Source organism: Microbulbifer mixtoriginis (SeqCode) (genome assembly GCF_052466715.1).
The window spans coordinates 593,112-616,044 of sequence record NZ_CP174288.1 but is presented as its reverse complement, the minus strand read 5'-3'; the positions used below and the strand labels follow the sequence as shown (position 1 = coordinate 616,044).

Genomic DNA, 22,933 nt, shown 5'->3' with positions numbered 1-22,933 from the left:
GCTTCCATACAGAGAAATAACCATGGGCTTTAACCTTTCCGAATGGGCGCTGAAAAACCGCCCGCTGGTACTCTACGCCATGATCGTACTGGGATTGCTGGGCGCTGCCTCCTACACACAACTTGGGCAAAGCGAAGACCCCCCCTTCACTTTCAAGGTAATGGTGATCAATACCCTTTGGCCCGGCGCCAGTGCCGAGGAGGTGTCCCGTCAAATTACCGAGCGGGTGGAGAAAAAACTGCTGGAGACTGGTGACTACCAGCGCATCTCCTCTTTCTCCCGTCCCGGCCAATCCCAGGTGTTGTTTGTCGCCCGCGACGATATGCACTCGCGCTACATTCCCGATCTCTGGTATCAGGTACGCAAAAAGGTCAGGGATATCCGCCACACCCTACCACCGGATATCCAGGGCCCGTTTTTTAATGACGAATTCGGCACTACTTTCGGCAATATTTATGCGCTAACCGGCAGCGGTTTCGATTACGCCCTGATGAAAGACTATGCCGAGCGCCTGCAGTTGGCACTGCAGCGGGTCAAGAATGTGGGCAAGGTGGAATTACTGGGGCTGCAAGATGAAAAAATCTGGGTGGAAATTTCAAACACCAAGCTCGCCTCTCTGGGCATTCCCCTCAGTGCAGTGCAAAGCGCACTGCAGTCGCAAAATCAAGTCGCAGATGCGGGCTTTGTAGATACGGTGAGCGACCGCGTACGAATTCGCGTGAGCGGTCAATTTCACTCGGTCGATGAAATACGCCGCTTTCCCATCACTGCCGGCGGACGTACCCAGAGGCTGGGTGATATTGCCGAAGTACACCGCGGTTTCAGCGATCCTGCACAACCTCGCATGCGCTTTATGGGCGAGGACGCCATCGGCCTGGCCGTTTCCATGAAAGAAGGCGGTGATATCCTCAAGCTGGGCAAACAGCTGGACGCCACCTTTGCCGAGTTGCAGGAAGATCTGCCGATCGGTATGCAGTTACGCAAGGTGTCCGACCAACCCGCGGCGGTGAAACGCGGTGTGGGGGAATTCCTGCAAGTATTGGCGGAGGCGCTGGGCATTGTCCTGCTGGTGAGTTTTTTCTCTCTCGGCAGCCGCCCCGGCTTGATCGTGGCGCTATCGATACCATTGGTGCTGGCCATGACTTTCGCACTGATGAATTACTTCAATATCGGCCTGCACAAGATTTCTCTGGGCGCCCTGGTACTCGCCCTTGGCCTGATGGTGGACGATGCCATTATCGCCGTGGAAATGATGGCTATTAAAATGGAGCAGGGGCTCAGTCGCCTGAAAGCCGCCGGCTTCGCCTGGACCAGTACCGCCTTCCCCATGCTCACCGGTACCTTAATCACCGCCGCCGGTTTCCTACCCATCGCCACGGCGGAGTCCGGCACCGGGGAATACACTCGCTCTATCTTCCAGGTGGTCACACTTTCCCTGGTTGTCTCCTGGATTGCCGCAGTCATATTCGTGCCCTACCTGGGGCATTACCTTTTGCCCAATCTGGCTCGCCACAATCACAGTGGCGAGGTTCAAGACCCCTACCAGAAGCCCTTTTACCAGCGCTTCCGCCGCCTGATTACCTGGTGCCTGCGCCACCGCAAAACTGTCATAGTGGCAACCCTGGCGATCTTTATTGGTTCCCTGGCACTTTTCCGCCTGGTGCCCCAGCAGTTCTTCCCCTCTTCCGGGCGTTTGGAGCTGTTAGTCGATCTCAAGCTGGCCGAAGGCGCTTCGCTGAAGTCCACCGAGTACCAGGCCAAGCGACTGGAATCTCTGCTGGATAAAAACGACCTGGTGGAAAACTATGTGGTGTATGTGGGCACCGGCTCACCGCGTTTCTATCTGCCATTAGACCAGCAGTTACCCGCGGCCAGCTTTGCCCAGTTTGTAGTGATGACACGTAACGTAGAGGAGCGCGAGCAGGTACGCAGCTGGCTGATCGAAACCATGGAGGAAGAGTTCCCCACTCTGCGCAGCCGGGTATCCCGCCTGGAAAATGGCCCACCGGTTGGCTATCCAGTGCAGTTCCGCGTCTCTGGTGAGCATATTGGTGAAGTGCGTAGCCTGGCCCGACAGGTTGCCGAGCGCGTGCGGGAAAATGCCAAGGTCACCAACGTCCACCTGGACTGGGAGGAACCCAGTAAAACCGTCAACCTGAATATCGATCAGGACCGCGCCCGCGCTATGGGCGTGAACAGCGCCTCGCTCTCCCGCGCCCTGCAAAGCTCACTTACCGGTATTACCGTTAGCCAATACCGCGAAGACAATGAGCTGATTGACGTGCGTGTGCGCGGCGACGAGCAGGAACGCTACGCCCTCAGCCAACTGGGTAACCTGGCGGTGCAAACCGACAGCAGCCGCAGTGTCCCCCTGAACCAGATTGCCACCCTGGAGTACGGCTTCGAGGAAGGGATTATCTGGCACCGCGATCGCCTACCCACGGTCACAGTACGTGCCGATATTTATGGTGAAGAACTGCCCGCAACCGTGGTGAATGAAGTCTGGCCGCGCCTGCAGAACATTCGAGAGCAACTGCCACCGGGCTACCTCCTGGAAGTTGGTGGCAGTGTGGAGGAATCCGAGCGTGGACAAAAGTCAGTGAATGCCGGTATGCCGCTATTTGTCTTGGTGGTATTCACCCTACTGATGCTGCAGCTGCGCAGCATGTCCCTTTCCACCATGGTCTTCCTCACCGCGCCTTTGGGACTGATCGGGGTTACCTTGTTCCTACTACTGTTCGGCAAACCCTTCGGTTTTGTCGCCATGCTCGGCACCATTGCCCTCGCCGGTATGATTATGCGCAACTCCGTCATTCTGGTGGATCAAATACAGCAAGATATCAGCCAGGGCTTGAGTACCTGGGAGGCAATCATTGAGTCCACTGTGCGGCGTTTCCGCCCGATCGTTTTAACCGCTCTGACTGCGGTATTGGCGATGATTCCACTGTCACGCAGTGACTTCTTCGGCCCTATGGCTGTCGCCATTATGGGGGGACTGATCGTTGCTACTGGCTTGACCCTGATCTTCCTGCCAGCTCTCTATGCAGCTTGGTTCCGAGTGCGAGAGGAGAAAACAGAGATAGCAGTAGAAACTCCAACGGAGTTAAATGGTGCTGAACCCCAAGCATCCTGATAACTACAGATGCTTTAATAGCCTGGCTCAAGAAAGCCCCTAATTAAAAAGGCCCGGATAGAAATATCCGGGCTTTTTAATTCAGCAACTTTTAATAGTCACCATCAATATAGGATCAAGACTTCTTGGATTTTGCAGCCAGGGAGTCATACACAATACCAGTCCAAATATCTGGTGTCATAAAACCCTGTCCATACTGTTCGTCAAAATCTTTGGTCGGTTTGACAGCAATGACTTGGTCACGGCTTTGGCCATTATCGACCAGCTTCTGGATACGATCCCGCAGGGTCTGCAACATATCCCGTTGCACTTTTAACTCCGCAGGACTACTCAGAGGGCCATGTCCTGGAATGATTTTGGTGTTTTCGCCAGAAAGCGCCAATGCGGTATCCATCGCTTCAATCATGCCATCCACCGAACCACCAGATGAAAGATCGATAAATGGATAAGTGCCATTAAAATAGATGTCGCCCATATGAATCACATCGGCTTTGGCGAAATGCACAATAGAGTCACCATCGGTATGGGCTGGGCCGACATGCTGTACCTTCACCTCATCGCCATTCCAGTGAAAAGTAGTGGCATCGGTAAAGGTGATTACCGGCAGTGCTGCCGGCGGTGAGGGCTCAACTTTACGCTTAAAAGCCTCAATAAACTGTTCGGTACTCACACGTTTACGCACATTCTCATGGGCAACGATCAGGGCACCGCTTTTACCCAGATTTTCATTGCCGCCAGTATGATCGCCATGCCAATGGGTATTGATCACAAAGCGCAGCGGCTGATCTGCCAAACCCGCCACCGCTTTCTGTATTTTTGCAGTGAGTGGCGCATATTGGTCATCCACCATAAAGGTGCCGTCCTCTCCGACCAGTACTGCAATATTGCCGCCAGCCCCCTGGAGCATATAAACATTTCCTGCCACCGGCTCACTACTAATTTCTACTTTGGCAAAACGGTCTTCCGCCAATACCGGGGTGCTGATTAGAGACGCTAATAGCACCCCAATACTTGCAATCTGCTTCATAAACATTTCTCTGTTGTTATTGTCTTATTGTTTTTGCGATGTTGCTCAATTTAGGAAGCCCGTTCAAGTAGCTTTGGTTCTACCTTCGGCTCCCGACTGGGCAACATACTCATCAATATATCCGGGCGGTCGGTAACAATACCATTCACTCCCATATCGATATAGCGCTGTAGATCGGCCCGCCCATTTACAGTCCACACAGAGACGTGCAGGTTAAGCTTACGCGCCGCACGCATAGTGCCCCTGGAAACCACATTGAGCCCCCAAAATTGCATGGGCAATTGCATAGTTTGATAACGGGGGGCTAGCAGGCTTTCCGCACGCAATAACTGAGCAAAAAATAGAAGGGTCGCCTCCCAGCTTGTAGAACCGGTCGCCGTCTCCGGGCTCAATCGTCGAAATTCCAGTAGAACCTTGTGATTAAATGAGGAGACGATAACCTGACTGTTCTTGCCAGTGCGCTCGAGCAAAGCGCTCAACTGTCGTGCGGCCCGTAACTGTTTACTTTTTATATCCAATACTAGTGGCGTCTTACCCACTATCTTTAAAGTCTCTTCCAGGGTAATTATTTTCAAAGGTTTATGTCGATAGGGGTAAGATTCTTGATCACGACTCCAGTGGTGAGCTGCATTTAAGTTACGCAGTTGAGCCAGGGTAAAGTCCTCTATAAACCCACTACCATTGGTTGAATCTTCCAGATCAGGATCATGGCGTAAAACCAAATGCCCGTCAGCACTAAGCCAAACATCTATTTCAATAGCATCCACCCCCTGCATCACCATATTTTGCAGAAATTCCTGAGTATTCCCCGGGAAAAGCCCATTGCCACAATCATTGCCATGTGCGATAACCATAGGCCCTTTGCATGAAGGTAGCTTTAATGCTGATTTTGGCGCAATGCCCGAGCGGGCATATAAGAACAACACAAGCAAAAGAAAGAAAAAAATAAGTAACATTGACATCTATTTCAAAAACCTAAGATCAATAAAAAGACGCTAAATTGATTTATCTGGGCAGCAATCATTACTTAAACAGCAGTCAGACACTAGCGGCTCCTCCTGTAGACACTTCTTTCTCAATATTTATTTCTGACTTGGATTGGCTTACTGGTGATTTCGTCTTATCCGACGCAACATCTAATTCTGAAGCTTTACGAAACTGCCAATAAGTATGCTGCAACCAAAGAGGCAGAAATATTATTAGGTCATAGATACGATTAAGGAGTGTGCCACAATTTATTGCAATAACCGCCAGAAGACGTAAGCCCACTGATAACACATTCAGGAAAAATACTAAGACACTACCAAACACCGTGCGGGCAGAAGAAACAAATTGCTCCAAGGGTATTGCGATAAAGGCCAGGACCAAAGGGAGCGTAAAACCCAACATCATTTGTACGAGCCCGAGAGTCCAGTAAGCATTTACCTCAGTAACAGTAGAACCGCTCGTTTCGGATAACCCCGTAAGCAACTGATCCTGTTGCAATAGTAACTCCCTCGAAAGTGATAGCCCCGCCTCAATAGAGGCCAAACACAAGAGTAGAAGCATCCCAAACCACAGCAAACGCTTCCGTACTGAATCAGTTAATGCGGAGATCGAAGGAAATAATCGCGTAATTCGCAAACACTCCATAACCACAATACCAGTGACAATTTGTATGAAGATTAAAACCAAAGCAGCAATATCCGCTGTTCCATATCCCCCCAGAAAGCTGTTACTTCCAATGATATCTGCCACTGGCCTGGCAATTAATTGGTGATTCAACCAAACCCCTGCCATTATCAACAGCAATACCAGTGAAGAGATAAAAAAACGACTAAAAAAAGAGGTTGATAGAAGACGTAAACTACGGTCACTCTCCTGTAATATCTCCTCGTAGCGTGACATATGCTCATCCAATACTTTGCTACGGTAAATTACAGATTCCACACTCTTATTTATTCTTCCCAGAGTTTTCAATATGGAACGCCAACCAGGCATCATGCGCTTTAATAGCTGATGACGCTCTCTTATAGACTCCCGATAGGATTCCAGAGCTTTGCTTTCAGCCTTGCGCATAGAGTGATTAATAGTCTCCAGCACATCCGCTACAACAGTATCATCTGGAGTAGGAATTTCCGCCACGGAGCGGATTGCCCGGGCCCAACTTGATGGCTCTGGAGGGACCTCTGCGCTACGCACATAATCATCATCTATGGTTGTCATCTGCTCACACAAATGACGATGCAACGTAGGATATTGTGCCATATCCCGCTTTAAACTACTTTCTATTCGCTCAAACTCCCTCTCAATTTGCCACTCTGTTACCTCACGACCTCTAGCCAGCAGTACCTCTCGATTGCGTTCACGGAGGCCCTGCCCGGCAAGTTCAACAGCGTTTGCAGAAAACAATAATGAGCGATGAAATAGCCTTGCCAGGGAATAAATAGTTCTATGAATAGGCCCTCTAGCTAAGAAAAATGTAATAACCGCCAAACTCACCCATAGCCAGGATGGTAGTGTCTCAAATAAGTGACTCATGACGTTACTTTTCCCTGTAGAACCGAGCGATATCACATCCTAACAGCTGAAGCTTTGACAATCGCCTAAAATGTCACACTTTGTGTTGCTATATTGCGTCACTTGCTAGCAGGCATGATTCACTATCTATTTATTGCTTCCTAATGGTAAAAATTGGACCACAGTCATCCCAGCATTACTACTCACAATATTCACCCTGGGAATACCATAAACCAGAGCTCATACCAGCACTTTCCCGCCTTCCAAAAACCCCCAACCTCATCTAAAGACTACATCAGTGACATATTCCACAAGTCACTTAAAAAACAATCACTAAGTAACTACCCTCATACGTATATTTTAACTTCAGAGTTAAATTTTCCATATATTCAAAAGCAAGCTTTAGAAAGAAAGAATCTTAGAAATCAACGCTCGCACCCAACCGGCTATTCCTAACCAGCAACCCCCAGCCAACTTTCCCATTCAAAATAGAGACAAACTCACAAGCAAAAAGTAAAACTTAATCAATCACATAAAATTCAACCAATAAAATTTACTGACGACATCATTCATTACTCCCTTACCGTGAAATAAAAACAGGCATCATATTTTCCAGAACACCTCACACCCACGACTACACTCCAAACTAAATTCTCACGAAATGAGTTATTTTCCCTAAACAAAGAGGTGCTTAGCGTTAACAGCAATATTTTTTTGAGGTCTTCAAAGATCAACCAGGAAACTTAAACGACAGGAGTCGACAACGGATTCAGCTCTTCAAATTGAGAGGATTCCATTTGTTTCAAGGAGAGGTACGAGGTATATGCCGGTTCTTTTTTTTAGCAATTCCGGCCTTCAGGGCGATCTTTTATTTTCACTGTTTTCTCAGTCTATTCCCATGCCATGGGAGAAAGCCTGTATAGGAAAACAAAGGCACTGTCTACAACACTACGAGGCGATAATCATTGATTGCTGGCAGATTGGCATCAACAGCTACTCTAAGGATTTTCTCTCTGATTTAAAAAAAATCAGACACCCAAAAGCAATTCTCATTAACTTTCCTGCCGACCTCCCAACCCACATCTCAGAAAAGCTGCGGCAAAGTGGTTTTTATTTGTTGTGTGACAATAACATCAGCCAGGAAAAACTCATTCAAAGACTCAACACAGCTATTCACAGCTGTGAAAGCAGTCACGCTGATAGTTCGCAGTCCCCTCTTCCTCTCACACGAAGGGAGCAGGAAATCCTAGGGCAGCTAACAACGGGAGAACCCAATAGTGTCATCGCTACGAAGCTACACCTGAGCGAACACACCGTTAAAAATCACATGTATAACATTTTTCGGAAAATCGGCGTGAAGAATCGCTTACAAGCTAGCAACTGGGCAAAACTCAATCTCCAGGAAGAGAGAATATGAGATTAACCCCGCTGATTATCATTCTTCTCTCAACTGTAGTCTTTGCTCAGGATGACACCCAAGTTCCTCCTGCAGACACTGACTCAGGAAGACTTGAGGATGAAATCAGCGGGTTTAATATCGACAGAACAATTACTCGAACAGGCCACGACTTTGCCAGATACCTCAGTGAATATAGAAACCTGAATTATCCGGATGCCACTTACAATTTAACAGTTTACGAACGCCCTTCAGCTCGCTGGGGAAACTTAATATGGGTTACCTATAACGACAAAATTGTATTTCGACGCTTTATCAGCCCAAGTACCAACAATATTCATCGCCTTGCAGATGAAGCAGCCCAATATATTCACCAAGCGGTCTTAAAAGATCGTGTGAGCAGTGCCCTAATAGATAATTTTGATTTGGGAAAGGACGAATTCTAATGAACAAAAAATACCTTATTTATCCAGCTAGCCTGGTAGCTACCCTATTCTCATGTAGCTCTGTAATCGCAACCGAATTAATTTATGAGCCAGTGAACCCAAATTTTGGTGGTAACCCTCTAAATGGGACCTACCTGCTGCAAAACGCGCAATCTCAGGATAGCCATGAAGACCCCGACAAGCATAACAGTCTCTACGAACAACCAAGTGCTCTGGATCGCTTTACTGACTCACTGGAAACAAGACTTCTCAATCAACTACTAACAGATGTCGGCGACGGTAATAGTGGCGAATTGATCACCGACGATTTTATCGTACAGATCGTCGATAACGATGGAGTTCTTACCGTACTAATCACCGACAGAAGTACAGGGGATAAAAGTGAGATCGTTGTCAGTGGGCTCAACCCTACGAATTAGATAAGAATCAACACGGAAGGAAAACTGGCAATGCGCAATGCAATAAAAAAAGCTCTAGCCTTGCCCGCACTGGCGTTTACTCTCACACTAGGTGGATGCTCAGCATTTAAAAGCCTCGGTGATGCCCTATTTGGACCAGGGCGGACTGATGCCATGCTGACTCCACGAATGAACACCTATCGGGACTTGGTGAATCTTCCTGAACCTAAGGGGAAGATATTGGCTGCGGTATATAGTTTCCGCGACCAAACCGGACAATACAAACCAGCACCAAATAGCAGCTTCTCCACTGCGGTCACTCAGGGTGGAGCCGCTATGTTGACCGATGTACTCAATGAATCTGGATGGTTTATCGCATTGGAGCGGGAAGGTTTACAAAACCTCTTGACCGAGCGAAAAATCATACGCGCCGGGCTTACTAAACCCGATGCCCCGGTCAACAACAATATTCCTCTGCCAACTCTAATTGCCGCCAATGTGCTTTTAGAGGGAGGGATTGTCGCCTACGATCAAAATATTCAAACCGGTGGTGCCGGAGCAAGATACTTTGGTATCGGTGCCAATGAGCAATATCGTGTCGACCAGGTGACAGTCAATCTAAGAGCAATTGATATACGCTCAGGCAGAATATTACATTCTGTATTGACATCAAAAACTGTTTACTCCAAAGCAATCAGTGCCGATGTATTTCGTTATGTTAAATTCCGGCGCTTACTGGAAATGGAAGCCGGGGTAACATATAACGAGCCAGCACAACTTGCTATGCTTTCAGCAATGGAATCTGCAGTAATTCACTTGATCAGTGAAGGGATTGTGCACAATTCCTGGGCCTTGGCGAATCCCGATGAAATTAACAATCCCATACTGCAATACTATTTAAACGACAGCACCGTTATTATGTGACAGTGAATTGGGATCAGGCAGCACAACGAGGTAGAGTAAGTTATGCTTGGCAGTCAGAAAAATCACCTCTTATCCCTTCCAATACTCATCGGGTTGTGTACCGGGGGATATACAAAAAGTTGTACCGCTTCTGATTTGGATGCCAGCAGTGAACTCGCCTTAAGCAGCGAATTGAGCGCAGCTAATCTTCTATCAGTCTCCAATCTCACAGTAATCAACCAAGAAGGTGGCGTGAACAATGTTAACGTGCGGCAATCGGGTCGAACTAATTATACTTCTGCTCATCAAGATGGTAATAGAAACAGTCTTTCTGTAACACAGGCAGGTGAAAATAACATTGTACTTTCACGTCAAATAGGGGAACAAAACCTGAGCGGATTGATCCAGGTGGGCTATGAAAATCTGATTAATATTGAGCAATATGGTGCAGGTAACTCTGCAGGTATCTCCCAATTTGGCACACAAAACAGTGCACATGTGGAAGAGATTGGTATGCTACACAAAGTTAATATCTATCAAAGTGGTCATGGATTACACACCTCTGTAACTGTAATAGGCACTGCGACCACTACTTCTATCCGCCAATTTGACTGAAATTACGCACTTCTGCCCCCCTTAAATTTAACACTTCAAATAAATGTCAGAGTTACCAGCCTGACCGACCCTTATTAAAACATCTTAACGACAAAAATAAATCTGAAGAAAAAAGCCTATTTTTGCCATATTCTTCAACCCTGTGATCCAGAACGATCTATCTGCGTAAAAACTAAAGTAGTAACCATTTGAGCAGATCATCTCCCTATGAAATCTGATTTTTTTTGAAGGCTAAATCACACATTAAAAATCAAGCCACAACAAAAGAACTATATTCCTATCTATTAGTGACTTATGTCCTATAGCGTATCTTCGCTTTACAGACAAAACTCATTACATATCTGATCAAATGTTGTTTTACACCTCTTGGACATTTTGTCATGCAGACATTAGGTTGTTTAGAGATCAATTTCTCAAAGCCAAACTGGCCCTCTCTCAAGAGTGGTCCCCAATGTAGTATCTGGGAGACACCTTACCTCCCCATAGGCACAAGAGTAGTTAAGCCAATCAAGTAATTTAGCAATTTGAAGTATTAATCGCTGATTATTTTATTCAGCCAGAATTCAACGATGTAGCTATTCCAGGAATTAAGGAGTCCTGCATTGTGAATCCATGACATCTGGATGATGTCAGTAATTTCAGCACAGTGCGTGCTGGATCAAAACGTCAAGAGTAAAGGAGTATCGCATGAAGGCGTTAACACCAATCGCAGCTGCAATTCTTATCGCTACAAGTGGCAGTGTTTTTGCGGCAGGTAACACCACCTTACAAAACCAAGCTGGTATTGGTAACGTGGCTACATCTACCCAGGTAGGTCCAGGTAACGATAATAATCTGGTTATTCAAACTCAAGTTGGCAACTTCAATGACTCTAACGCACTGCAAACTCTCGGCAGTGACACCAATGTTATCAACCACTTTCAAACCGGCAACCTGAACAGTGCCGATTCCATACAAAGTGGTGGATCTTTGAATGCCGCTTCTATTACCCAAGTAGGTGACGGAAATGTCGGCATTACAGATCAGTCCGCACCTGCCTTTGCATCAGCGGCACTAATTAATCAAGCTGGAGATGTTAACTTTGGCTTGGTAACTCAAGCTGCATCAACCCTGGATCTTGCAGCCATTAACCAATTAGGCACTGCAAACTTTGCAACAGTAACTCAAATTCTTAGCGCTGGAAATACCGCGGTTGCCAATCAGGCTGGCACTCTTAACATTGCTAATATTGCCCAGGTTTTTGCTGCTGGAAATACCGCGGTTGCTAATCAACTTGGCACTCTTAACATTGCTACCCATGCGCAAACAGGTTTACTGAATAGTTCAAACTCTTCACAAGCCGGGATCCTGAATAATGCTCTCGTTCTTCAAGCAGGCTTAGGTAACGACTCACTGATGCTTCAGGCTGGTTTTGGTAACTTCTCTGCACATGCTCAAGTTGGTGCCTTCAACGATGCATTCTCCGCTCAAGCTGGAATTCTTAACGTATCTACCATCACCCAAACAGGTATAGGTCATGATGCTGCGACCTCGCAGCTTGGGCTCGCGAACGTTCATACTACAATCCAGTTTGGGTTAAATGAAACCGCCGTGGCAAATCAAGCTGGAGCCTTTAACGTCGGCTTCATTCTACAGTAGCTCTTACTGTAGTTCCTTAGAGAGAGAATATCCTTTGGCGGCCGCTATTTGGCCGCCTTTTTTCTATCTAATTGAAAAAACTTCCAGAACCTACAAAACAACATTTTAATTAAGTTAAATCGACGTCAGACTAAATCAATTTTAGCACCATACAAATTCCCCTCGGTCAAGTTGTCACTCAATTAGCCGCCCCCAAAAAGAACACACTTTTTTCCTAGTTTATTAAAACTAATCTCCCATGGCTGCATCATTTTTTTCCTACAACACTCTAATCAGCATCAAGTTGATATTCACGAGGGTGCCATGTCTATTAAACAATTTCATAGTGGGAAACTCCTCCCCAATTGATTACTTCGATTAAACACTCTTGGATTTTTCCTCTACCCAGGAAGAGTTAACTCAAAAATATTTTTGATGCTGTATTGATATTTTCTCTGGCAAAAAAAGCTTTTTAGCTAAACCTGATTTCTCTAAGGAGTAACTGATGAACAGGTATACCCCAATTGCCGCTGGCGTAATTATGGCTATCGCAACCAGTGGAGCCATGGCCAACACCTACATCCTTTTCCAGAACGGTGCTGGAAACATGGCCACAGGTGACCAAAGTGATCCAACTGTAACAGGCAGCCTTATTAGCCAAGTTCAAATAGGTGACAACAATTACGTAAATGCCGAACAAGAAAATAATACAAATGACAGTTCGATCGAACAAGCACAACTCGGCAACAACAATACAGCTGAATCATATCAAAATAATGCTTCTTTTACAGATGCCGTTATTACTCAGGCCGATGATAACCATCATGCCTACACACACCAACAAAATGCTGTAAGTTCATCTGCCGAAATTACCCAAAGTGGTTTTGGGGCTCAACATGCGCAGGTGTATCAACACTCTGTTTCAGGAAGTACTGTAGTTGTCACCCAGGAAGGTGGACCGAACCAAGCTACAGTCAACCAGCTGAGCAGTAACGCAAACTCTGTTACCGCCTCTCAGGAAGGAGGTGACTTTGGAAACAACGTAATATCCACGCTACAGGAAAATGGTGATTTTAACTCTATAGAAGCCGCGCAAAGGGGTGGCTTTAATGAAGCCATTGTTTCACAGGCTTCTGGATTTGGTAATATTTCGCTCTCCTACCAGGAAGGTAGAAGTAACCAAGTTTACGTCACACAGCCAGGTGACAGTAACTTAAGTGATATTACACAACTTTGGGAGGGTAACGTAGCCGTACACTACCAATCAGGTGATGGAAATGTGGCTACCACTGAACAATTAACTATTGAGAACTATGCTGAAGTGTATCAACCTGGCAATGAAAATGTATCACACATTTCACAGTCAGGCGGAAACTTCAATCAAACATATTTAAGCCAGATCGGAAACTCTAATATGTTTAATGCGACGCAGATAGGAAATTCTAATTATATATCTGTAACACAATTATCAGATGGCAACATGATTTCTCCAACACAAATTGGAGATAACAACGTATTTATGCTTGTTCAATAATACAAGCTTAGTTACCTGCAGCAAAGCTGACCCAAATAGGGTTAGCTTTGTTCACTTACAATTGACTAAACAACGCTCCAATATGTCAAGCTGGAATACCACCAAAAATAAAACCGAGAGGATATTAACTTAATGACAGCTAGATTTATTTCTCAAAGTTCTAGCCGGTATTCGATATTCACGAAGTGACATACTGACTAAAGAAATTTAGAAATTGGAGTACTTTCTCTATTGATTGCTTTCAATTAAACACCATTAATTTTCTTTTTGTAAGAAAAAGCTCGCCTGCAAGAGTATTTTATACAGTGGTGTTTTTATCTGGAAAAATATTTTTAGCTAAACCTGATTTATCTAAGGAGTAACTGATGAACAGGTATACCCCCATTGCCACTGGCGTATTTATGGCTATCGCGACCAGTGCATCCATGGCCAACACCTATTTCCTTTTCCAGAATGGCACTGGAAATATGGCTACCGGTGACCAAAGTGATCCTACTGTAACAAACAGTTTTATTAACCAAGTACAAATTGGTAATAATAACTTCGTAAATGCTGAACAAGAAAACAACGCTACCGATAGCTCAATTGATCAAACTCAACTGGGCAATAACAACTTGGCAGAATCGTTTCAAAATGATACTTTTTCTGCAACAGCAGTTATTAATCAGGTAGACGATAATCACCATGCGATTACCGACCAAGTAGGTACTGATAACTCACTAGCACTAATTACTCAAAGTGGTTTTGGGGCTCAACACGCATTGATTTATCAGAATGGTGTGACCGGAAGCTCAGCTACTGTTAATCAAAAGGGTGGGCCCAACCAAGCTACAGTCAACCAGTTGAGCAGTAACGAAAACTCTGTCACCACCACTCAGGAAGGGGGTGACTTTGGAAATAACGTAATGTCTGCGCTACAGGAAAATGGTGATTTTAATTCAATAGATGCTGCGCAAAGGGGCGGTTTTAACAAAGCTATCGTTTCACAGGCATCTGGTTTTGGCAATATTTCTCTCTCCTACCAGGAAGGTAGAAGCAACGAAGCTTATGTCACTCAACTAGGAGACAGCAACTTAAGTGATATCACACAACTCTGGGAGGGTAATTTAGCCATTCACTATCAGTCAGGCAATGGAAACGTTGCTATGACTGAACAGCTAACTATTGAGAATTTGGCTGATGTATATCAACCTGGCAACGATAACATATCATATATATCTCAATCTGGTGGAAACTTTAATCAAACATATATAAGCCAGACCGGAAACTCTAATATATTTGATGCGACACAGATAGGAAATTCTAATTACATTTCCGTAACGCAATTATCAGATGGCAATATGATTTCACCAACACAAATTGGAGATAACAACGTATTTATGCTTGTTCAATAGTACAAACTTAGTTACCTGCAGAAAAGCTGATCCAAATAGGATCAGCTTTTCTAATCACAACTGCCCGCTCCCACAAACCAAGTCATCATTACTGACATATAAATTAAAGCCAATAAAAACATCAAATATTAACAAACATAGTCCCTTATATTAATCGCACCCCAAAATAAGCGAGAAAAACTAACTTCCAATTGATACAGGCTTACATCCGAAACAGTAGAAGACTCTCTAATCTCAGAAAATTAAACATATACCCTTACCCTACAATCGATTACTTAAACCAAACCGTAAGATGAAACAGCAAAGAAAAGGTTCAATGCATAACCAGCGAACTGAAGCGACATGCTAAACAAACAACAACTCAATATAGAAAAATATATTCTCACAACTTCAATTTACTTGAGCCAGAATAATAGCACCGACAGCAACAAACATGCTTTAACATTGATTATTTAGCTGACTTTTAGTAGAAGTCGTCGGCACCCAATGAGAGAAATTTCCCATATCTAACATATAAAATTCAAAAAATAAAAGGGGGACTACACAAGTCATCTTAAGCATCAAACAACATTTAACCTACAACTCTCTCGATATTGGCACTTAAGACATCATCTCAACATAAAACACACTTTCTTCCTAAACTATCGAAACTTATCTCCTATAGCTGTTTTACTTTTTCAATACAAGACTCTACTCAGCATCAAGCTGATATACATGAGTGTGACATGAATTTTTCCAGACTCAAAAAAGGAAAGGATTACCCATCGACCAATCAGGTAAGCCCCTCAGAGGCTTTTCCTTTGCCAGGAAAAAACTTCCACACCTCTTTTTGATGCTGCTTTGATATTTTCTCCAGCATAAGTTTCAACTTAAATCTAATTTCTCTAAGGAGCATCCAATGAAAAAATATACCCCAATTGCAGCAGGCGTATTAATGGCTCTTGCCACCAGTGGCGCCATGGCCAACACTGTGATTTTAAATCAGAATGGTGTAGGCAATATTGCCATGCCAGTTCAAGAAGCGACTGTCACCAATGGCACTATTATCATTGATCAAACTGGAGATTTTAACGAATCTTATCCTGAGCAAACAAATAATACTAGTAACAGTCTTATTAGCCACACCCAAGTCGGCAATATGAATAAGGCATGGTCGCAACAGGATAACACCTCTGGTTCATTTGCACTTATTAACCAAGTGGACAACAATCACGAAGCCACCACCACCCAACTCTCCTCTAGTCTTTCTGGTGCATCAATCTTTCAAAGTGGCTTTGCACCGCAACAAGCATTTGTTAACCAGACCCTCGTGGTTGGAAACTTTGCAACGGTCAATCAGGAAAAAGGCCCTAACTTTGCATCCGTGAACCAATTTGGTGGTGTTGCTAATAGCACTACTGTCACTCAAACCGGTGGCAATGTTGGCGGTAACGGTGTAACTGCGATACAGAGTCTCGGTAGCTTCAATACCATAAATGCCACTCAATATGGCGGTTTAAATGGTGCATTAGTTTCACAGGTAGGTGGCTCCGGCAATACTTCCCTGTCAGATCAAATGGGAAGAGGAAACCAGATTAACGCTGCACAGTCAGGCAATGGCAACACGAGTGTAGTCTGGCAGGAATGGGAGTACAATATAGCTATTGTAAATCAGTCAGGAAATAATAACTTCTCTTTCACTGAACAGCTGACTATAGATAACTTTGCTGCAACCGTTCAGTCCGGTGATAATAACATATCCGCCATTTCTCAATTTGGTGGCAACATGAATACAACCTTCATTACTCAAAGCGGAAGCAATAACTTCTTTGATGCAACTCAAATCGGTAACTCAAACCTAATTTCAGTAGTACAGCTAACCGATGGCAATGTGCTTGCACCCACCCAGATTGGTGATGGCAATGTCTTTATGCTGGTCCAGTAATATCATCTTCTAATATCCAATAGAGCTGGCCTTAATGGGCCAGCTTTTTCATCACTACCCCACTCAAATGATAAAGACGCATATTAGATTATCGCTTTGCTATTCGCAGAGCAAACTCATAATTATCTTCATGTCAACCATACAAAACCTATATGTCAATGGTAGTAGGGTGTAAACTTTCTTCTTAGATTAATGAGACTAATCTCTCATTCAAAAAATGTATTTTTTCTATAGAATAGAACTAATGGAATACTGATATTCACAAGGTATATGTAATTCTCTAGGACTCAAAGAAGGGCACCACCTATTCTGAACCTATGAGGAAACCTTGAGTTATCTCTCCTCAGCTAAGGAAAGCAATTTTTACTTAAGCTTTCGATGCTGTTTAGATATCACCCTTAGAAAAATTTATTTATGGCTAAGGAGGATATCGTAAAGGAGTAACTAATGAATATTTATACCCCTGTTTTTGTAGTGATAACCATAGCCCTTGCAGCTAGTGATACCATGGCCAACACCGTCACTGTAAATCAGACCGGTGTTGGTAATATAGCCCTTCCAGTTCAAGAAGCCAACAGTGTAGATCGTAGCACTATTATTATTAATCAGAGCGGCAATTATAATGAATCATATCCTGAGCAAACCAATAACATCTCAAATGCTTTTATTAGTCATACTCAGACTGGCAATTTGAATAAGGCATGGTCACGACAGGATAATAGAGCCATTGGTTCCTCAGCCATAATTAGCCAAGATGGCCACAACCATAAAGCAACAACTATTCAAATCTCCACTATATTTTCAAGGGCTTCAATTCATCAAAGTGGCCTTGGTCCACAACTTGCAATCATTAACCAGACCAATGGTACTGCCAACAAGACCACGATAATTCAAGAAAAAGGTCCTAACGTGACTGTTGCAAATCAATCTGGTGGGAGTGTAAACACTACTAATATTTCTCAAACAGGCGGCGATATTGGTGATAATACTGTTACCACAATGCAAAAATTAGGTAGAATAAATACTATTGAAGCTACTCAATACGGAGGCATAAATAGAGCAATTATTTCTCAAGAAAATGGAGTAACTAATAGCTCTTTCTCTAATCAGATTGGTAGAGGCAACCAGATTGATATTGACCAGACAGGAATGCTCAACACTAGTCAGATTACTCAAGAATGGGAAGACAACCTAGCCATAGTTAATCAATCAGGCAACAGTAGCTTATCTGTAACTGAACAGCTGACTATAGATAACTTTGCTGCAACCGTTCAGTCCGGCGATATGAACCAATCCACCATTTCTCAATTTGGTGGGAATATGAATACAACCTTTATTACACAAAGTGGAAGCAATAACGTCTTTGATGCAACGCAGAATGGCAATTCAAATCTTATCTCTGTAGTACAGCTAACTGATGGCAATATCCTAGCACCCACCCAGATTGGCGATAACAATGTCTTTATGCTGGTCCAGTAATATCATCTTCTAACTTTCAATAGAGCTGGCCTTACTGGGCCAGCTTTTTCATCACTAGCCTATTCAAATGGCAAAGACACATATTAGATTATCGCTTTGCGATTCGCAGAGTAAACCCATAATTCTCTGCTTGTAAATTATAAAGCATTTAAATGCCAATGGTTGTTGAATATTAACTTTCTTCTTAGATGAATGAGATTAATCTCTCATTGTGAATAAGCACTACTCCTCCAAAATTAGACTAATGGAATACGGATATTCATAAGGTATATGTAACTATTAATGATTTAAAGAGGATTACCTTCTTCTTTATATCCATAGAAAACCTTGAGTAATCTCTCCTACGCTAAGGACAGCAACTTTTACGAAAGTTTTCGATGCTGTTTAGATATCATCCCTAAGGCAAATATTTTTCAAGCTAGGGACGATATCATAAAGGAGTGACTAATGAATATTTGCAACCCCATTTTTGCAGGAATAACCATAGCTCTTGCTGCGAGTAACAGCATAGCCAATACCGTCATTCTAAATCAGAATGGTGTTGGAAACCTGGCGGCACCAGTTCAAGATGCCTCTGTAATCGACGGCACTATCATTATCAATCAGGTTGGAGACTTTAATGAGTCCTATCCTGAGCAAATTAACAACACCAACTCTAGCGCGATTAGCCACACTCAATCTGGTGATATGAATAAAGCTGAATCACAACAAAAAAATACATCGAACTCATTTTCCCTTATTGATCAAGTGGGCAACAATCACGAAGCCACTTCTGTTCAAATTTCAACACTTGATTCAGGTTCCACCATCCATCAAAGCGGCCCCGTGGCACAAATTGCAGTTATCCACCAGAGTAACGTCACCTCAAGTTCTGCTACGGTAAATCAAGATAGCGGTCACAATTTTGCCTCAGTAAATCAGTTTAATGGCACTTCTAACACTGCTTTTTTCAATCAGGTAGGAGGAGATATTGGCGAGAATACTCTTACGACCTTACAAGTAAATGGTGATTTCAACACTATCGTTGCCGATCAAGATGGTGGCTTACATAGCTTATCCATCTCGCAAGTAGGCGGATCAAATAATATGTCTCTCTCACAACAGAGAGGGCGGGGAAACCAATTTAGCGTCGCACAGTCAGGTGATAACAACACTAGTGAAATTTTACAGACGTGGGAGAATAATATAGCTTTTGTCAACCAGTCGGGAAATAGCAACTTCCTGATTGTTGAACAACTATCTATCGATAACTTTTCTGTAACTGTCCAATCAGGTGATATGAATATTTCTACTATTACCCAGTCAGGCGGCAACATGAATACTTATCTTATAACCCAGAGCGGCGATTCCAACGCATTTAGAGCAACACAGACTGGAAATTTCAACTTAATATCTGTGGTACAGGCAAATAATGGCAGCGTAATGGAAGTTCACCAGATCGGCAACGGTAATATTTTTACCTTCCCGTAAACATTTTACTTAAAGAAGTTAAAGCTGGCCCCAGGCCAGTTTTATCAAAAATCAGTAAAAATTATCTATAAACCAACTCAACAAATCAAAAGTTCTTTATTTACCATCACCAATTAACTTGGTTTCGGATAAATAGTGTAATTAGTTAGAGGAGGCTCATCTGTTAGAGCTTATATCTCACCCGATCAAGCGAAGGACACTGATGAGTTAATACCAACTGAGCAAGAAGGAACAATATCAAATTTACAGCCTGAGAAAGTCAGACGCTCTCGAAAAGCATTTGCATAATTCTTGGAGAAGCACCCCTCATTGATCAGTCGAAAGATGTATGTAATATAGGCTTGTAAAGGTACGCCGAGCGATACGGGATAGAATGTTACGAATGAGCTTTTATAGGCTGCAGATGATCTTCCTACAGCATAAGAAAATTGCAGTTATTACTTGAAGTCGAGAGATGTATCTTATGCTAAAAATAATACGACTTGTTTTTCATTATAAAGATAACAATTTCGTTGTATTTCTATGACCATATTGTAAGTCACCCTTCCCACAACTTGGATTTGATGTCTCTAAGGAGTAATCCATGAAGAAATATACCTCGATTACAGCTGGAATATTAATAGCCTATTCCTCAAGTGGTGCACTGGCATCTAATAATATATTTCTTAATCAGAATGGTAACGGGAACCTAGCCTTTCCATTTCAAGACCCAACAGTAAACTTCAATACCATTATCATCGATCAGAATGGTGATTTTAATGAATCCTCTTCTCAACAAACAAATCACAGCAACAATAGCGTTATTAGCCATAGACAGACAGGCAATATGAATAAGGCAGAGTCCTCACAGGATAATGCCCTTAATTCATTTGGCGTGATCCGACAAACTGACAACAAGCACGAAGCCGTCACAAGCCAAGCATCTGTCAATAATTCAGCCGCTGAAATTTTTCAAAGTGCCTTTGCACCGCAGTTAGCAACAATAAATCAAATGAACACCAACTCAAGTTTTGCAACCATAACTCAAAGTAAAGGTTCCAATATTGCTCACATAAATCAGACTGACGGAATCACAAACTTTGCAACTATTACTCAAACAGGAGGTACTCTTGGCGGAAATACCTTAACCGCTGTACAGGTACTCAGTAATTTAAATACAATCAATGCCACCCAATACGGCGGCATGAACAGCGCATTAATCTCTCAAGTTGGAGGCTCAAATAATACTTCTCACTCCAATCAACAAGGCAGGAGTAACCAGATTCACGTTGTTCAACCTGGAAGTAACAATGTGAGCGATATTATACAGGAATGGGAAAACAATATAGCTATTGTCGACCAAACAGGAAATAACAATCACTCTGTTACCAAGCAGTTAACCATAGATAATTACGCGGCAACCGACCAATCCGGTAATATGAATATGTCAAGCATATCTCAGTCCGGTGGCAACATGAATACAACGCTTATTACTCAAAGTGGTAGCAGTAATATATTTGAGGCGACACAGATTGGCAATTCCAACCTTATTTCTGTAGTACAGCAAACTAACGGTAATAACATTGTGCCCACTCAAATTGGTGACGGCAATGTCTTTATGCTTGTTCAATAAAACAAGTGAAACAACTAAAAGCTGGCCTAGAACGGGCCAGCTTTTAAGCAGACATCAAACTCATTCCACTCTTCTTTTTTGAAGATCCTAAATCCCTCTCTCCTCTATAAAAGTAAAATTCACAAATCAAAGTACCCAACGCCAATAGCCTTTTTTCCCAACCAGCTAGGCTAAAGTTAAATCAGCAAGCTACTACCTTCAAAATGGTGAACGTATAGCTAGTCCAGAAACACACTGAACCAAAATGGGTACAGCAGTAAACAGGAGTTGAAAGTGAGGAAGTTTCCAGTTCTGTCGCTGGCATTAATGATATCTTATGGCGGACTTACACATGCAGCGGGGAATTCAACGTCATTAGAACAAAGTGGCAATAACAATCAGGTGTTGATTGATCAATCTGATAATAGTGCTATCGACAACAGCATAGAAATTGCTCAGAACGGCAACCTCAATAATGTAGAGTCTGTCCAGACCAATGTAACCGACAGCCTGATACACCAAGTTCAAGAGGGAAAACTCAATGACGTTTACAGCTTGCAAATGGGGGGCTTCGGTAATAATGCTCTGATTTACCAAGTTGGTATGGATAACCGTGCCAATACCTACCAAATTGCTACTCAAAATAGCCAAGCAACCATTCGCCAAAATGGCGCTGGGAATGAAGCAGAGATTCATCAACACTTGGGAAGTGATAACATTTCTGTTATTGAGCAAATTGGTAATGTCCATGGCGCTTTAGTTGGACAGTATGCCAGCTTCAATGCTGAAGCTTATATATTCCAAGATGGTTCTTATCACGAGGCCATAATTAGACAAGAGGGCACCGGACACTATGCCAGCATCTCTCAATCTGGTATTTCTCACACCGCAGAAATAACCCAGGCCGATATGCACAATGAGGCTGATATTGTCCAAAGGGGAGAAAGCAACTACAGCACGATTGTTCAAGTCTCCTGGTATAACAGCGCGTTTGTGACTCAAGATGGCTACATGAACCGGGCAACGATTATGCAATCAGGAGGTGGCGCCATGGGTGGGGGCCATTTGGTTGTGGTCAATCAATCTGGTGGTATGAATACGGCTACAGTTATTCAGAGCGGATTCTCTGAATCTGCAAATATTACCCAAACCGGCTACGGCAACACAGCTATAGTACATCAGTAAACATTGCTCCCCCTACAAATGCCAAAGATCAGGAACGATCTTTGGCATTTGTAATTATTTACTTACCCCCAATAAACCCCTCCCCCTGAGCACTTGTATGCATTCCCTATTAAAAGCAAATTTCATTGTTAATTTTTTTATCATTATTTCCGACTAAAACTTATCTCCCAGGTAAATGAAACTTCTATCCTATGGCTTTTCTTAATCACTGAAGCAACAATAATATAGACGGAACGAACTTATGGACTCCTAAGCAGTAACAGGGATGCCAATCAGAATGAACCAGCTATTTCCTATCTTTGATTTCCCTTCGATTCTACCT

17 protein-coding genes are annotated in these 22,933 nt (G+C 43.5%); 14 read left to right on the top strand and 3 right to left on the bottom strand.

All coding sequences use genetic code 11. The annotated features are described in order from the left end of the window. The first annotated feature begins 22 nt into the window (after positions 1–22). Positions 23–3,133 carry an efflux RND transporter permease subunit gene (locus ACJJH9_RS02855; protein ID WP_444924227.1) on the top strand — a complete coding sequence of 1,037 codons (3,111 nt, stop codon included), beginning with the start codon at positions 23–25 and terminating at the stop codon, positions 3,131–3,133. A gap of 115 nt (positions 3,134–3,248) precedes the next feature. On the opposite strand, the gene ACJJH9_RS02850 is transcribed toward ACJJH9_RS02855, so the two are convergent. The 3 genes from ACJJH9_RS02850 to ACJJH9_RS02840 form a co-directional block, all read right to left on the bottom strand. Next, on the bottom strand, positions 3,249–4,160 hold the full coding sequence (locus ACJJH9_RS02850; protein ID WP_444924226.1) for an MBL fold metallo-hydrolase: 912 nt from the start codon (positions 4,158–4,160) through the stop codon (positions 3,249–3,251). A gap of 50 nt (positions 4,161–4,210) precedes the next feature. Beyond that, positions 4,211–5,014 carry a glycerophosphodiester phosphodiesterase family protein gene (locus tag ACJJH9_RS02845; protein WP_444924225.1) on the bottom strand — a complete coding sequence of 268 codons (804 nt, stop codon included), beginning with the start codon at positions 5,012–5,014 and terminating at the stop codon, positions 4,211–4,213. Positions 5,015–5,198: 184 nt separating this feature from the next. Then, a complete protein-coding gene (locus ACJJH9_RS02840; protein ID WP_444924224.1) occupies positions 5,199–6,680 on the bottom strand; it encodes a hypothetical protein in 1,482 nt (493 codons plus the stop codon). Between the two features lie 802 nt (positions 6,681–7,482). Here ACJJH9_RS02840 and ACJJH9_RS02835 point away from each other — a divergent pair. The 13 genes from ACJJH9_RS02835 (at position 7,483) to ACJJH9_RS02775 (ending at position 22,611) form a co-directional block, all read left to right on the top strand. Further along, complete coding sequence (locus ACJJH9_RS02835; RefSeq protein WP_444910436.1) at positions 7,483–8,076, top strand: helix-turn-helix transcriptional regulator; 594 nt, start codon at positions 7,483–7,485, stop codon at positions 8,074–8,076. Continuing rightward, positions 8,073–8,501 (top strand): CsgE family curli-type amyloid fiber assembly protein, encoded by a 429-nt coding sequence (locus ACJJH9_RS02830; RefSeq protein WP_444924223.1) that lies wholly within the window; start codon positions 8,073–8,075, stop codon positions 8,499–8,501. Before ACJJH9_RS02835 ends, ACJJH9_RS02830 begins: the two co-directional genes overlap by 4 nt. Beyond that, positions 8,501–8,920 carry a curli assembly protein CsgF gene (locus ACJJH9_RS02825; protein ID WP_444924222.1) on the top strand — a complete coding sequence of 140 codons (420 nt, stop codon included), beginning with the start codon at positions 8,501–8,503 and terminating at the stop codon, positions 8,918–8,920. Before ACJJH9_RS02830 ends, ACJJH9_RS02825 begins: the two co-directional genes overlap by 1 nt. Before the next feature lie 30 nt (positions 8,921–8,950). Further along, on the top strand, positions 8,951–9,823 hold the full coding sequence (locus ACJJH9_RS02820; RefSeq protein WP_444882677.1) for a CsgG/HfaB family protein: 873 nt from the start codon (positions 8,951–8,953) through the stop codon (positions 9,821–9,823). A gap of 42 nt (positions 9,824–9,865) precedes the next feature. Beyond that, complete coding sequence (locus tag ACJJH9_RS02815) at positions 9,866–10,417, top strand: hypothetical protein (protein ID WP_444882678.1); 552 nt, start codon at positions 9,866–9,868, stop codon at positions 10,415–10,417. 687 nt (positions 10,418–11,104) lie between these two features. Beyond that, entirely contained in the window at positions 11,105–12,055 is a 951-nt protein-coding gene (locus tag ACJJH9_RS02810; protein ID WP_444882679.1) for a hypothetical protein, read from the top strand. Positions 12,056–12,539: 484 nt separating this feature from the next. Further along, positions 12,540–13,568 (top strand): hypothetical protein, encoded by a 1,029-nt coding sequence (locus ACJJH9_RS02805; protein ID WP_444924221.1) that lies wholly within the window; start codon positions 12,540–12,542, stop codon positions 13,566–13,568. Between the two features lie 365 nt (positions 13,569–13,933). Further along, complete coding sequence (locus tag ACJJH9_RS02800) at positions 13,934–14,962, top strand: hypothetical protein (RefSeq protein ID WP_444924220.1); 1,029 nt, start codon at positions 13,934–13,936, stop codon at positions 14,960–14,962. 898 nt (positions 14,963–15,860) lie between these two features. Beyond that, a complete protein-coding gene (locus tag ACJJH9_RS02795; RefSeq protein WP_444924219.1) occupies positions 15,861–16,886 on the top strand; it encodes a hypothetical protein in 1,026 nt (341 codons plus the stop codon). A gap of 447 nt (positions 16,887–17,333) precedes the next feature. Continuing rightward, on the top strand, positions 17,334–18,365 hold the full coding sequence (locus ACJJH9_RS02790) for a hypothetical protein (protein WP_444924218.1): 1,032 nt from the start codon (positions 17,334–17,336) through the stop codon (positions 18,363–18,365). A 447-nt stretch (positions 18,366–18,812) separates the two neighbouring features. Beyond that, positions 18,813–19,835, top strand: a complete 1,023-nt coding sequence (locus ACJJH9_RS02785) for a hypothetical protein (protein WP_444924217.1) — start codon at positions 18,813–18,815, stop codon at positions 19,833–19,835. A 583-nt stretch (positions 19,836–20,418) separates the two neighbouring features. Further along, positions 20,419–21,447, top strand: a complete 1,029-nt coding sequence (locus ACJJH9_RS02780; RefSeq protein WP_444924216.1) for a hypothetical protein — start codon at positions 20,419–20,421, stop codon at positions 21,445–21,447. 273 nt (positions 21,448–21,720) lie between these two features. Further along, entirely contained in the window at positions 21,721–22,611 is an 891-nt protein-coding gene (locus ACJJH9_RS02775; RefSeq protein ID WP_444910448.1) for a hypothetical protein, read from the top strand. Positions 22,612–22,933 lie beyond the last annotated feature (322 nt).

Bases quoted from the DNA above. Each gene is read 5' to 3' on its own strand.
- ACJJH9_RS02855 (WP_444924227.1), top strand. From the start codon at position 23: ATGGGCTTTAACCTTTCCGAATGGGCGCTGAAAAACCGCCCGCTGGTA.
- ACJJH9_RS02850 (WP_444924226.1), bottom strand. From the start codon at position 4,160: ATGAAGCAGATTGCAAGTATTGGGGTGCTATTAGCGTCTCTAATCAGC.
- ACJJH9_RS02845 (WP_444924225.1), bottom strand. From the start codon at position 5,014: ATGGTTATCGCACATGGCAATGATTGTGGCAATGGGCTTTTCCCGGGG.
- ACJJH9_RS02840 (WP_444924224.1), bottom strand. From the start codon at position 6,680: ATGAGTCACTTATTTGAGACACTACCATCCTGGCTATGGGTGAGTTTG.
- ACJJH9_RS02835 (WP_444910436.1), top strand. From the start codon at position 7,483: ATGCCGGTTCTTTTTTTTAGCAATTCCGGCCTTCAGGGCGATCTTTTA.
- ACJJH9_RS02830 (WP_444924223.1), top strand. From the start codon at position 8,073: ATGAGATTAACCCCGCTGATTATCATTCTTCTCTCAACTGTAGTCTTT.
- ACJJH9_RS02825 (WP_444924222.1), top strand. From the start codon at position 8,501: ATGAACAAAAAATACCTTATTTATCCAGCTAGCCTGGTAGCTACCCTA.
- ACJJH9_RS02820 (WP_444882677.1), top strand. From the start codon at position 8,951: ATGCGCAATGCAATAAAAAAAGCTCTAGCCTTGCCCGCACTGGCGTTT.
- ACJJH9_RS02815 (WP_444882678.1), top strand. From the start codon at position 9,866: ATGCTTGGCAGTCAGAAAAATCACCTCTTATCCCTTCCAATACTCATC.
- ACJJH9_RS02810 (WP_444882679.1), top strand. From the start codon at position 11,105: ATGAAGGCGTTAACACCAATCGCAGCTGCAATTCTTATCGCTACAAGT.
- ACJJH9_RS02805 (WP_444924221.1), top strand. From the start codon at position 12,540: ATGAACAGGTATACCCCAATTGCCGCTGGCGTAATTATGGCTATCGCA.
- ACJJH9_RS02800 (WP_444924220.1), top strand. From the start codon at position 13,934: ATGAACAGGTATACCCCCATTGCCACTGGCGTATTTATGGCTATCGCG.
- ACJJH9_RS02795 (WP_444924219.1), top strand. From the start codon at position 15,861: ATGAAAAAATATACCCCAATTGCAGCAGGCGTATTAATGGCTCTTGCC.
- ACJJH9_RS02790 (WP_444924218.1), top strand. From the start codon at position 17,334: ATGAATATTTATACCCCTGTTTTTGTAGTGATAACCATAGCCCTTGCA.
- ACJJH9_RS02785 (WP_444924217.1), top strand. From the start codon at position 18,813: ATGAATATTTGCAACCCCATTTTTGCAGGAATAACCATAGCTCTTGCT.
- ACJJH9_RS02780 (WP_444924216.1), top strand. From the start codon at position 20,419: ATGAAGAAATATACCTCGATTACAGCTGGAATATTAATAGCCTATTCC.